At 73.8% G+C, this 13,325-nt stretch carries 6 protein-coding genes and 1 pseudogene; 6 read left to right on the top strand and 1 reads right to left on the bottom strand.

Annotated features, from left to right (window positions below):
• The 6 genes and pseudogenes from ACTT8P_RS36375 to ACTT8P_RS36400 form a co-directional block, all read left to right on the top strand.
• On the top strand, positions 1 to 3,146 hold a 3,146-nt coding region (locus tag ACTT8P_RS36375; RefSeq protein ID WP_442836076.1), incomplete at its 5' end, for an SAV_2336 N-terminal domain-related protein.
• Between the two features lie 51 nt (positions 3,147 to 3,197).
• Positions 3,198 to 3,371, top strand: coding sequence for an FxSxx-COOH cyclophane-containing RiPP peptide (fxsA, locus tag ACTT8P_RS36380; RefSeq protein WP_361161424.1), 174 nt, complete (start codon positions 3,198 to 3,200; stop codon positions 3,369 to 3,371).
• 181 nt (positions 3,372 to 3,552) lie between these two features.
• Entirely contained in the window at positions 3,553 to 4,716 is a 1,164-nt protein-coding gene (locus ACTT8P_RS36385) for an FxsB family cyclophane-forming radical SAM/SPASM peptide maturase (protein WP_442836077.1), read from the top strand.
• Positions 4,716 to 6,251 (top strand): aKG-HExxH-type peptide beta-hydroxylase, encoded by a 1,536-nt coding sequence (locus ACTT8P_RS36390; RefSeq protein WP_442836078.1) that lies wholly within the window; start codon positions 4,716 to 4,718, stop codon positions 6,249 to 6,251. Before ACTT8P_RS36385 ends, ACTT8P_RS36390 begins: the two co-directional genes overlap by 1 nt.
• 144 nt (positions 6,252 to 6,395) lie before the next feature.
• Positions 6,396 to 9,437, top strand: coding sequence for an FxSxx-COOH system tetratricopeptide repeat protein (gene fxsT, locus ACTT8P_RS36395; RefSeq protein ID WP_442836079.1), 3,042 nt, complete (start codon positions 6,396 to 6,398; stop codon positions 9,435 to 9,437).
• A 110-nt stretch (positions 9,438 to 9,547) separates the two neighbouring features.
• Positions 9,548 to 9,778: pseudogene (locus ACTT8P_RS36400) on the top strand (hypothetical protein); the annotation flags it as partial.
• Between the two features lie 80 nt (positions 9,779 to 9,858).
• Here ACTT8P_RS36400 and ACTT8P_RS36405 read toward each other — a convergent pair.
• A partial coding sequence (locus tag ACTT8P_RS36405; protein WP_442836080.1) for a multifunctional oxoglutarate decarboxylase/oxoglutarate dehydrogenase thiamine pyrophosphate-binding subunit/dihydrolipoyllysine-residue succinyltransferase subunit occupies positions 9,859 to 13,325 on the bottom strand: 3,467 nt, incomplete at its 5' end.

Genomic DNA, 13,325 nt, shown 5'->3' on the forward strand with positions numbered 1-13,325 from the left:
ACGCCCGGCCGGACGACGCGGCCCGCACCGCCGCGCCCGAGGAACCGCCGTACGCCGACCCGGCCGACCGGCGGGTGGCGCTGTACCCGGTGCCGCGCGCCGGGGCGCCGGGCGGCGCCGGACGGGCCCGCGCGCTGCCGGTGGGCGTGCCCGCCGCGCCCGTACTGCCCTCCCCGCTCGAACTCCAGCGCGCCTTACGTCCGTTGCAGGCGTACCGCAGCCCCGCCCCGCCCCGGCGCACCGAGCTGGACGAGGTCGCCACGGCCGAGCGCAGTGCCCAGGCGGGCGGGCTGATCCTGCCCGTGCACCGCTCGGTGACCCGGCGCGACGCCCGGCTGCACCTGGTCCTCGACGCCTCCTCCTCGATGCGGGTGTGGGACCGGCTGTTCGACGAACTGGAGCAGATATTCGGCCAGTTGGGCGCCTTCTCGGACATCGAGGTCAGCTATCTGCACCAGGGCCCGGACGGCGGCGCGGCGGTCAGCCGGGGCCCCGACGCGCACACCGCGCCACTGCACTCCGCGGACCGGCTCAGCGACCCGACCGGCCGCCGGATCGTGCTGTTCGTCAGCGACTGCGCGGGCCCGCTGTGGCACAGCGGCCACGCCCACCGGCTGCTCCACCAGCTCTCCCGGCAGGGCCCGGTGGCCGTCCTCCAGCCGCTGCCGCAGCGCATGTGGAACCGCACCCGGCTGCCCGTCACCTTCGGCGAGCTGTCGCGCGGCGACACCCTGAGCGGCGCCGCCGCCCTGCGGGTGCGCGTTCCCGGCGGCCGGCCCGCCGCGGCCCGCAAGGGCGCGCTGCCGGTGCCGGTGCTGCCGCCCGAGCCGGTCGCCCTCGGCGCCTGGGCCCGGCTGCTGTCCGGGGCCGGCGCGGGCCCGGTGCCGGGCGCGGTGGGCTGGGTACGGGCCGGGCAGCCGCCCGCCCCAACGCCGCGCGCGGACCGGCAGCGGACGCCGTACCAGCGGGTCAGCCGGTTCAGCTCGGTCGCCTCCCCGGCCGCCGGGCGGCTCGCCGTGTACCTCGCGGCGGCCCCGCTGTGCCTGCCGGTGATGCAGCTCGTGCAGCGCACCATGCTGCCCGACTCCGGCCCCTCCGAACTGGCCGAAGTGCTGGTCAGCGGTCTGGTCACCCGGGCCGGCGCGGAGTACGGGCCGGACGGCACCCAGTGGTACGAGATCGAACCGGACGTCCGCGAGGCCCTGCTGTCCCGGCTCGGCCGCGACGAGGCGATGCTCGTCCTCAAGCACTGCTCGGAGTACATCGAGCAGCGCTTCGGCAAGGGCGGCCCCAACTTCCCGGCCCTCGCCCTGGCCCAGCTCGGCGACGGCGGCGGCAGCGGTGGCGGCGGTGGCGGGGGCGCGGGAGGCACCCAGGGCCGCGGTGTCCGCTACGCCGGCGGGCCCGCTGAGAACGGCGACCACGGCGAGGACGACCGGGTCCCGCAGCCCTTCGCGGAGATCGCCGCCCGGGTGCTGGAGCGGTTCATGCCGCTGCCCGAGCAGTTCGCCCCGTACGACGGCCGGCCGGCCTACCCCGGCGGCACCGCGCCGCCCGCCGACCGGCCCCCGCACCAGGCCGTCACCCGGGCCCGCGACCTGCTGGTCCGGTTCGACGACGAGGGCATGGTGCAGGACCTCATCGACGCGGTGCAGCTGCTGCGCGGCGCCACCGAGCACGACGGCCCGGCCGGCGCCGACCCCGCGCTGTGGGCGGAGTACGCGCGCTGCACGCTGCGGCTGTGGGAGGTGCAGGGCGGCGACGCGCTGCTGAGCGAGGCCGAACAGGCCGCCGAGCGCGCCGCCGCCCACCCGCACGCCCTGCGCGAACGCGCCGTCCTCGCGCGGGTGCTGCACGCCGCCGCCACCGACGCCCGGCGGCGCGGCGACCGGACCGGCGCCCAGGAACTGCTGCGCCGCGCCGACCGCGAGTACGCCGTGGCCTGCGCCGCTCCCGGCCTGGACGAGCGGGAGGCGCTGCGGCTCACCCTGGAACGGGTCGGCGCCCTGGAGAGCCAGTACCTGCTCGGCAAGGACAGCGCCCTGCTCCAGGGCGCGGTCGGCATGCTGGAGGCGTTCGCCGACGCCTGGCCGGACCGGCGCGACCGCCCGGCCGAACTGCCGCTCGCCCACGGCCGGGTGCTGCTGCGGCTGTCGGAGGTGACGCCCGACCCGCCGCAGCGCCGGCTCTACGCGGAACAGGCGGCGCGCTCGCTGGGCCAGGCACTTCAGAGCGACCCGCCCGCCGACACCGCCGAGTCGGTCCGGGACCGGGTGCGGACCCTGACCGACCTGGTGGACGCGCTGCTGGGGTCGGGCGGCTCACTGGACGCGGCCCGCTCCCGCGTCGACGAGGCGCTCGGCCTGGTACGGGAGCAGGCGCAGCGGGCCGCGCTGCTGGTACGGGCCGGGCGGATCGCCGGCGCCCGGTACACCGACTCGGGGGAGCCGGCCGAACTGCACCACGCGGCGGACTGGTTCGCGCAGGCCGCGCAGTGGATGCCGCGGGACGCGCCGGCCCACGCCGACGTGCTCGCCGAGTGGGGCGAGGTACTGCTGCGGCTGGCGGCCCTGGAGAGCGGCCCGCGGTCCCGGGAACAGCTGTCCCGGGCGATCCGGGTGCTGCGGGACTGCCGGATGGAGACCCCGGCGGGCAGCGCGCGGGCGGCCCACCGGCTGCTGCTCCTGGGCCGGGCGCTGATGCGCCGTTACCAGGTGCGCGGCGACCGGGTGGACCTGCGGGAGGCCGAGCACCTGCTCGGGCTCGCGGCGGCGGACGCGGCCGATCCGCTGCTGGCGGCCCGCTGCCGGCTGGAGCTGGGGCAGGCCCAGTTCGAGGCGTACCAGAACCTGGGCCGGGCGGCCCGCCTTGACGTGGCGGCCGACGCCTTCCGGGCCGCCGCCGAGTCCGCCGCCCGCGCGGAGGAGGAGGCCGAAACGGAACGCCGCCGGCAGGAAGCGGTGGAACTGGCCGCGCAGGCGCACCACTGGCGGGGTATGTCCTTTGAGGCGGCGGCCCGGCCGCGCGCCGCACGGGACGCCTACCGGGCGGCCCGCGCGCGCTGGGCCCGGCTGCCGCAGGACCGGCTGGGCACGGGCGAACCGACGGCGCGGCAGACCGCGCAGCGGCTGGCCGAACTGGAGTGACGCGCCGGCCGGCGCACGGGCCGGGGCACATCGAGGGAGAGGGACGGGGACATGGGCGCAGGGTACGAGTCCGGCGGCGGCGAGCCGCTGCCGGACCTGCTGACACTGGATCTGGCGGAGCTGGGCACGGTCGACCACCCGGTGCTGCGGGAGGTACTGAGGGAACTGCGGGCCCGGGCCGCGGAGCCCAGCGACATGATGTGGGGGTTCGACAACTCGTTCTGACCGCAACTCGTTCTGACCGCAACTCGTTCTGACCGCAACTCTTTCTGACCGCGAGCGGCCCGTTCCGATCAGGCCAACTTCGGGCGGCCCGGGTTTCGGGCGGGTGTCGCGCCGGGAATTCGGCTTCATACGGCAACGGCCGTGACGGCGCGGGGGCGTACGGCCTGGGGGTGGGTGCACAGTGACCGAACAGCCCGTCCCCTTCCGCCAGTTCATTGTCAAGACGCACGGCCGCTGCAACCTCGCCTGCACCTACTGCTACCTGTACGAAGGCCCCGACGACGGCTGGCGCACCCGCCCCGCCGCCGCCTCCGCCGAGGTCCTGGACCGCACCGCCGCGCGCATCGCCGAACACGCCCGCGCGCACGCCCTGCGCTCCCTCGCCCTGGTGCTGCATGGCGGCGAACCGCTGCTGTCCGGCGCCGGCCCGCTCGCCCGCTTCACCGACCGGGTGCGGGCGCGCGTCCCCGCCGGATGCGCCGTGCACGCCGTCGTGCAGACCAACGGGACGCTGCTGACCGAGGACCGGCTCGCCGTGCTGGCCGGCGCCGGCATCCGGGTCGGCATCAGCCTCGACGGCGGCACCGCCGGACACAACCGGCGGCGCGTCGACCACGCGGGGCGCCCGTCCTGGCCGGCCGCCTCCCGCGGCGCCCGGCTGGTCGCCGACCGCTTCCCGGCGTCGTACGCGGGCGTCCTGACCGTCGTCGACCCGGCCCTCGACCCGGTCGAGACGTACGAGTCGCTGCTCGCCCTGCGGCCGCCCGCGCTCGACCTGCTGCTGCCGCACGGCAACTGGTCCGCCCCGCCGCCGGGCCGGACCGGCGTCCGCTACGGCGACTGGCTGTGCGCCGTCTTCGACCGCTGGTGGGCGGCCGGGCGGCGCGAGGCGCGGGTACGGCTCTTCGAGGAGTGCGTGGCGCTGCTGCTGGGCCTGCCGGCGGCCGGCGAGGCGCTGGGGCTCGCGCCGTTCGACGCGGTGGTGGTGGAGACCGACGGGTCGATCGAGCAGGTCGACTCCCTCAAGTCGGCCTACCCGGGCGCCGCGGAGACCGGCCTCGACGTGTTCCGGCACACCTTCGACGAGGCCCTGCGCCACCCCGGCGTGGCCGCCCGGCAGACGGGCGCGGCGGCCCTCGCCGGGCAGTGCCGGGCCTGTCCGCTGCTGCGGGTCTGCGGTGGCGGCCACTACGCCCACCGCTACCGGGCCGGACACGGCTTCCGGAACCCGTCCGTGTACTGCGCCGACCTGGAGCGCTTCATCCGGCACGCGGCGCAGCGGCTGCGGCTGGCCGGCGGCGCGGCACCCGACCCGTCCCCGCCCCGCGAAGGGAGCGCTCTGTGATGTTCCCGACCGTTCCGGACCGGATCCTGACCGAACTCGCCCGCACCGAGGGCGGCCCCGACGCCCTCGGTCTCCTCGTGCGCGACCAGGACCTCCGGCGGCTGCTGATGCTGCGCGCCGTGCTCGACGCGGCCGAGGGGGCCGACCGGGCGGTGTGCGACGCGGGGCGGAAGGCCCGGTTGCGGGAGGACTGGGCGATGTTGGCGGCGGCGGACGCGGGGACGGAGGCGGATACGGGGGTGGCGTCGGAAGCGGAAGCGGACGTGACGTCGGCAGCGGACGCGGGCACCGCGGTGGGCCGCGCCTCCAGCACTCCCCGTGCCACCCCCCTTGCCCCTCCCCCGACCGCCCCCGCCCGAGCCCGTCTCCTCCACCCCCTCACCGGCCCCTGGGCCCGGTCCTGCCTGCGCGGTCTGGACGGCGGTGGGCGGCGCGGGACGGCGGACGACGGCCGGACCCTGCGCCGCGACCTCGCCCACTTCAGCGCGGTCGCCGCGGTCGCCGCCGCCCAGGCGGGCATCGCGTTCGCCGCCCGGCTGACCGCACGCGCCGGCGTCCTCACCCTCCCGTCCCTCGGCGCCCTGCACACGGCGGCCGCCGGGGACGTACCGGTCGACGTCACGCACCGGGACGGCGTGCTGACCATCCGGCAGCCGGACGCGCCCGACGTCCGGGTGCACCTGGAGAACGGCACCGGCGCCTGGTCCGGCGCGCCCGCGTGGACGCCGGCGCACGTGCTCCCGGGACTGCTCCCCACCGCGCCGCCCATGCCCCTCGACGACCTCGACCCGTACCGCGAGGCCCCCTACAGCACCCACCGGGGCAGCCTCAGCGGCGCCGCCACCCTCGACGACGCGGAGCGCAAACGCTGGCTCCAGGCGTGGCGCGGCACCGCCGTCGCCCTGCGGTCGGGCGGCGCCCACCGGCTCACCGAGACCGCGGCCCTGCTGCGCTGCCTGGTCCCGCTTCAGATGCCGCCCGACATCGGCACCGGCCGGGGCAGTTGCAGCGCCACCCGCCGCGAGGCGTTCGGCGCGCTGCTCAGCAGTACGCCGCCCGACCCGGTGACCTTCGCCGCGACCCTGGTGCACGAACTCCAGCACGCCAAACTCGCCGCCCTCACCGACCTGGTGACCCTGCACCGGGCCGGCCCCGAGGCCCGCTACTTCGCCCCCTGGCGACCCGACCCGCGCCCCTACGACGGCCTGCTCCAGGGCACCTACTCGCACCTGGCGATGGCCGCGTACTACCAGCGCCGGGCCCTGCTCACCCGCCCGCCGGAACGCGACTGGGCCTGGTCCCAGCACGCCCGCTACCGCGCCCAGGTCGGCGCCGCGCTGCCCGCCCTGGTCGGCTCGCCCGACCTCACCGGGCCCGGCCGCCGGTTCGTCGACGAGATGGCCGCCGGCTACCAGCGGATGGCCGACCATCCGGCGCCCCGGGACCACACGGCCCGTGCGCGGGCGTACATGAAGTCGGCGCGCGCCCTGTGGATCCAGCGGCACGCTTCCGCACTCCCGGGGCCGAATGAGTGAGGATGCCTGCGCGCGCCGCCCGGGTGCGGAAAGATCGTCTGGCCGAGGTGCGTCTCCGTCGTCCGGCGGACTCACGTACGACCTTACGTACGACGCGCCGAGGTCCTAGGATTCCGTGGTATCACGCGCGCTGGAGGCCGCTGCATGTCTGGAGCTCGTAAGCCGGTCGGGCCGACCGAGAGGGGGGCCGCGAAACAGACCGTCACCATCCACTTCGCCGGCTTCAACCGGGCCTGGGCGGCCTGGATCGGAGACCGGCTGGAGCGGCGCGGGCAGCGGGTGGTGTACCTGCGCTGGGAGTCACCGGTCGATGTCCCGCTGGTGGACCTGCTGCGCGACCTGAAACTCGCCGAGGGCCGCATCCTCATCGTGGTCAGTGACTGGTACTTCCAGCTCGGCCCGCGCTCCCACGAGGAGTGGAACGAGGCGCTGCGCGAGGTGGTCGGCCCCGACCCGTCCCGGTTCGCCGCCGTCTCCGTCACCACGGCGCCCATCCCGTCGGCCGCCGCGGTGCTCGGCCCGGTGGCACTGACCAACATGGGCGCGGAGGAGGCCGAGCGCCGCCTCCTGGACCGCCTCGACCTGCCGTCCGAGCCGCTGCCCGAGCCGGCCGCCCTGGCCCGCCGCGGCCCGCGCTTCCCCGCCTCGATGCCGGACGTGTGGGGCTCCGTACCGCGCCGCAACACCCGCTTCACCGGCCGCGAGCCGCTCTTCAACGACGCGTACAACCTGCTCCAGAACGCCGAACCCGGCGCCGGCGTCGTCACGTTCTACGGCATGTCCGGGGTCGGCAAGACCCAGCTGGCGGCCGAGTACGCGCACCGGTTCGGCTCCGAGTACGACGTGGTGTGGTGGGTCAACGCGGAGGGCCGCGTCACCTACCGCCGGCAACTGGCGGAACTGGCACCGAAGCTCGGCCTCCAGACCGGCCAGGAGTACGGCGAGCGGCTGCGCGCCGTGCGTGACTCGCTGCGCCGCGGCGACCCGTACTCGCGCTGGCTGCTGATCCTGGACGGCGCGGACGAGCCGGAGCAGATCTGGGACATGGTGCCCAGCGGTCCGGGCCACGTCATCATCACCTCCCGCAACCCGGAGTGGAGCGAGCACAACAGCCAGCTCCTGGAGGTCAAGGTCTACGCCCGGGACGAGTCGGTCGCCTTCATCCGGCGCCGCGCGCCGCGGCTGACCGAGCCGGAGGCGCACAAGCTGGCCGAGGCGCTGGAGGACCTGCCGCTGCTCCTTGACCAGACGGCCGGCTGGCTCAACGACTCCGACATGTCGGTGGAGCGCTACATCGGCATGCTGGAGGACGGCGTGGACAGCCACGTCGTGCGGGTCTCCGCCGACTTCCCGCTCGCCTTCCAGACCGCCTGGTCGATACTGCTGAACAAGCTCCGCGACACCGTCCCGGAGTCGGTCGACCTGCTGCGGCTGTGCACGTTCTTCGCCCCCGGCTTCATCCCGGTCCGGATGCTGCGCGAGACCCCGGCCGACGAACTGCCGGAACAGCTCGTGCGGCTCTTCAACGACCCGCTGCTGTGGAACCGGGCCATCAACCAGCTGCGTACGTACTCCGTGGTGCGCCTGGAGTCGCACGAGATGTCCGGCGACGAGACGGCCTCCTCGGGCGAGTCGCTGTACCTGCACCGCATGGTGCACCAGATCGTCAACAACGACATGCCGGAGGCCGACCGCACGGAGTTCGTCGACGTCGTCCGCCGGGCCCTGGCCGCCGCCGACCCGCGCCGCCCCACCGACCCCGACCTGTGGCCCGGCTACGCGGAGATCGCCCCGCACCTCAAGCACGCCGACGTCCTGCAGAGCCGCGACTCGCAGGTGCAGCGCCTGGTCTTCAACTGCCTGCGCTACATGTACTTCTCCGGCGAGTACCGCTCCGGCGTCAAGCTCGCCGAGCGCGCCATGAAGGCGTGGCGGGCGCTGCTGGGCGAGGCCCATCCGCGGATCTGGGAACTGACGTACCACTACACCAACCTGCTGCGCGGCAGCGGCGACTACGCGCGCAGCGAGTCGCTCAGCCGGTCCGCCGTCGACCACCTGCGCGAGGAGCGCGGCGAGCAGGACCTGGAGCATCTGCGCGCCGCCTCCGGCCTCGCCGCCGACCTGCGCGGCCTCGGCCGCTACGACGAGGCGCTGGAGATGTCGCAGTGGGTGCTGGCCGCCTACCGCGAACTGCTCGGCGAACAGGACTCGCGCACCCTCAACGCGCAGAACAACCTGGCGGTGTCGCTGCGGCTGCTCGGCTGGTACCGGGAGGCCCTGGACGTCGACAAGGAGACCATGGAGGCGCGCCGCCAGTTCCTGCGCGCCCGGCACCCGTTCACGCTCAGTTCCGAGATCTCCTACGCCGTCGACCTGCGGCTGCTGGGCCGGTATGCCGAGGCGGAGTCGGTGCAGCGGATCAACGTCGAGCAGTGCCGACTCGCGCTGGGCCGGGACAACCCGCACACGCTCAGGGCCGAGTACAACCTTGCCCTGTGCCGGTACCGCATGGGCGACCGCGACCGCAGGCGGGACCGCGGCGACGGCCCCCAGGAGCCCGGCACGCTGCTCGCCAGTGTCTTGGAACGCAGTGAGCGGGTGCTTGGCGAGACCCATCCCAACACCCTGATGTTCGCCACCGGCCAGAGCTGCTACGCCCGTGAGCACGGTGACATCGACCAGGCCCACGAACTGAGCGAGGCGGTCGTCGCCCGCTACGAGGTGATGCACGCCGAGGGACACCCGTTCATCGCCGGCGCCCGCGCCAACCAGGCGCTGATCCTGCGCAACGTCGGCGAACGGGACCACAGCCACGCCCTCATCGAACAGGCGCTGGCGGAGATGACCGAGGCGGTGGGGGAGCGCCACCCCTGGGCCCTGGGCTGCGCCCTGAACGCCTCCGCGCTGCGCAACCTCATGGGCGACGTGGAGGGCGCCGCCGACCTGACCCGGCGCACGGTGGCGCGCGCCACCGAGTGGCTCGGCCGCACCCATCCGCTCACGCTGTCGGTCCGGGTTGCGTACGCGGCCGACCTGCGCGGCCTGCGGGAACGCCGGGAGGCCGAGAAGGTCGAGCAGGAGGCGCTGTCCGACCTCGACGACACGCTGGGCAGCAAGCACTCGCACACCGTGTCCGCCCGGTCCCGCAACCGACCGTACTGGGACTTCGACCCGCTGACGAGCTGACGTCCCCGCCGGTGCGCACAACCCGCGGCACACCGGGGAACGGTCCGGGTCTCTCAACACGTCTGTGACACACGCGCGACGCCGAGGGCGCGTTCGACCTCAGCCGGGACACGGTGGACCGGGCCGCCCGGGTGCTCGGTCCCCGCCATCCGTTCGCGCTGTCCGCCCTGGTGGCGCTCGCCGCCGAGCTGCGGGCGCTGGGCCGGCCCGTCGAGGCCGGGCGGGCCGAACGGCGGGCGCTGACCACCTTCGCCGCCGTCTTCGGCGACCTGCACCCGCACACCGTCGCCGCCCGGGCCCGTACCCGGCCGTACTGGGACTTCGAACCCCAGATCACCTGACGCCCGCCCGGACGCCGAAGGGCCCGGCTCCCGGAAACCCGGGGCCGGGCCCTTCACCTCAGCAAGAAGAGGTCAACGCCTCACGCGTCGAACACCTCATGCACCAGCTGCTCCTGCTCGGCCTGGTGCCGCTTCGCGGAACCCACCGCCGGGGACGAGGAGTGCGGGCGGGAGATCCGGCGCAGCCGCTCGCCGGCCGGGATGTCCGCGCCGACCGCCAGGTCCAGGTGGTCGATCAGGTTCAGGGCGATGAACGGCCAGGCGCCCTGGTTGGCCGGCTCCTCCTGGGCCCACAGGTACTTCTCGGCGTTCGGGTACTTGGCGATCTCCGCCTGGAGCTCCGCGCCCGGCAGCGGGTACAGCCGCTCGATGCGGATGATCGCCGTGTCCGTGGTGCCGCGCTTCCTCCGCTCGGCCTCCAGGTCGTAGTAGACCTTGCCGGTCGTGAAGACGACCTTCTTCACCGCGGCCGCGTCCACCGAGTCGTCGCCGATGACCGGGCGGAACTGGCCGGTGGTGAACTCCTCCGCCTTCGCCGCCGCCGCCTTCAGGCGCAGCATCGACTTCGGGGTGAAGACCACCAGCGGCTTGTGGTGCGGGTTGTGCACCTGCCAGCGCAGCAGGTGGAAGTAGTTCGACGGCGAGGTCGGCATGGCGACCGTCATGTTGTTCTGCGCGCACAGCTGGAGGAACCGCTCGACCCGGGCCGAGGAGTGGTCCGGGCCCTGGCCCTCGTAGCCGTGCGGCAGGAGCAGGACCACACCGGAGGTCTGGTTCCACTTCTGCTCGGCGGCCGAGATGTACTCGTCGACGATGGTCTGCGCGCCGTTGACGAAGTCGCCGAACTGCGCCTCCCACATCACCAGCGCGTCCGGGCGGGCCAGCGAGTAGCCGTACTCGAAGCCCATCGCCGCGTACTCGGAGAGCAGCGAGTTGTAGACGTTCAGCCGCGCCTGGTCCTCGGAGAGGTACTGGAGCGGGGTGTACTCGTCGCCCTTGGCGCGGTCGATGATCACCGCGTGCCGCTGGCCGAAGGTGCCGCGCTGCGAGTCCTGGCCGGCGAGGCGGACCGGGACGCCCTCCAGGAGGAGGGAGCCGATGGCGAGGGTCTCGCCCATGCCCCAGTCGATGGTGCCGTCCTCGACCATGGCCGCGCGGCGCTGGAGCTGCGGCAGCAGCCGCGGGTGCACGGTGACGTGGTCGGGGATGTTGACCTGGGACTCGGCGATCCGCTTGACGACCTCCGCGGTGACCGCGGTGTTCACGGTGACCGGGAACTCGGCCTGCGGGTCGGAGGGCGCCACCGAGGCGGGCTGCGAGGTGGCCTCGCGGACCTCGGTGAAGACCTTCTCCAGCTGGCCCTGGTAGTCCTGGAGCGCCTGCTCGGCCTCTTCCAGGGTGATGTCGCCGCGACCGATGAGGGACTCGGTGTACAGCTTGCGCACCGAGCGCTTCTTGTCGATCAGGTCGTACATCAGCGGCTGGGTGAAGGCCGGGTTGTCCGACTCGTTGTGGCCGCGGCGGCGGTAGCAGATGAGGTCGATCACCACGTCCTTGTTGAACGCCTGACGGAACTCGAAGGCGAGCCGCGCGACGCGGACCACGGCCTCCGGGTCGTCGCCGTTCACGTGGAAGATCGGGGCCTCGATCATCCGCGCCACGTCGGTGGCGTACATCGACGAGCGGGAGGACTCGGGCGCGGCGGTGAAGCCGACCTGGTTGTTGATGACGATGTGGACCGTGCCGCCGGTGCGGTAGCCGCGCAGCTGCGACATGTTCAGGGTCTCGGCCACCACGCCCTGGCCCGCGAAGGCCGCGTCGCCGTGGATCGCCACCGGCAGCACGGTGAAGTCGGTGCCGCCCTTGTTGATGATGTCCTGCTTGGCGCGGGCGACGCCCTCCAGGACCGGGTCGACGGTCTCCAGGTGCGACGGGTTGGCGCACAGGCTGACCTTGATCTGCTCGCCGTCCAGGCCGGTGAAGGTGCCCTCGGCGCCCAGGTGGTACTTGACGTCACCGGAGCCGTGCATCGACTTCGGGTCGAGGTTGCCCTCGAACTCGCGGAAGATCTGCGCGTACGACTTGCCGACGATGTTGGCCAGCACGTTCAGCCGGCCGCGGTGGGCCATGCCGACGACGACCTCGTCCAGGCGGGACTCGGCCGCCGAGTCCAGGACCGCGTCGAGCAGCGGGATGACGGACTCGCCGCCCTCCAGGCTGAACCGCTTCTGGCCGACGTACTTGGTCTGCAGGAACGTCTCGAACGCCTCGGCGGCGTTCAGGCGGCGCAGGATGCGCAACTGCTCCTCGCGCTCGGGCTTGGCGTGGCCGCGCTCCACCCGGTCCTGGATCCACTTGCGCTGCTTGGGGTCCTGGATGTGCATGAACTCGATGCCGGTGGTGCGGCAGTACGAGTCGCGCAGCACGCCGAGGATGTCGCGCAGCTTCATCATCGACTTGCCGGCGAAGCCGCCGACGGCGAACTCGCGCTCCAGGTCCCACAGGGTGAGCCCGTGCTCGGTGATGTCCAGGTCGGGGTGCTTGCGCTGCTGGTACTCCAGCGGGTCGGTGTCGGCCATGACGTGGCCGCGCACCCGGTAGGAGTGGATCAGCTCGAAGACCCGGGCGGCCTTGGTGACGTCGTCGTCGTGCGAGGCGTCGATGTCCTTGAGCCAGCGGACCGGCTCGTAGGGGATGCGCAGCGCCTCGAAGATCTCGTCGTAGAAGTCGTTCTCGCCGAGCAGCAGGTTGGCGACCTGGCGCAGGAACTCGCCGGACGCGGCGCCCTGGATGGTGCGGTGGTCGTAGGTCGACGTGAGCGTCATGACCTTGGAGATGCCGAGCTTGTTCAGGGTGTCCTGGCTGGTGCCCTGGAACTCCGCCGGGTAGTCCATCGCGCCGACGCCCATGATGACCGACTGGCCGGGCATCAGGCGGGGCACCGAGTGGACGGTGCCGAGGCCGCCGGGGTTGGTCAGGGAGACCGTGACCCCGGTGAAGTCGGCCATCGTCAGCTTGTTGTCGCGGGCGCGCCGGACGATGTCCTCGTAGGCCTGCCAGAACTCGAAGAAGTTCAGCGTCTCGGCCTTCTTGATCGCCGCGACGACCAGCTGGCGGTCGCCGTTGGGCTTGACCAGGTCGATGGCGAGACCGAGGTTGACGTGCTCCGGCTTGACCATGGTCGGCTTGCCGTCCTTGGTCTGGAACGACCAGTTCATGGACGGCATGGCCTTGATGGCCTGCACCATCGCGTACCCGATCAGGTGCGTGAAGGAGATCTTCCCGCCGCGGGCCCGCTTGAGGTGGTTGTTGATGACGATGCGGTTGTCGAACAGCAGCTTCACCGGGACGGCGCGCACGGACGTGGCCGTGGGCATCTCCAGCGAGGCGTCCATGTTCTTGGCGACCGCGGCGGACGGACCGCGCAGGGTGACCAGCTCGGGACCCTCGGCGCTCGCCGCGGCGGGCGCGGCCTGCGCCGGTGCCGCCTTGGCGGGCGCCGGCTTGGCGGCGGCGGGCTGGGCGGCCGGAGCCGCCTGCGCCGGGG

Origin of the sequence: Streptomyces sp. JW3 (genome assembly GCF_052216785.1) — a bacterium.
In the GTDB taxonomy this organism is placed as follows: domain Bacteria; phylum Actinomycetota; class Actinomycetes; order Streptomycetales; family Streptomycetaceae; genus Streptomyces.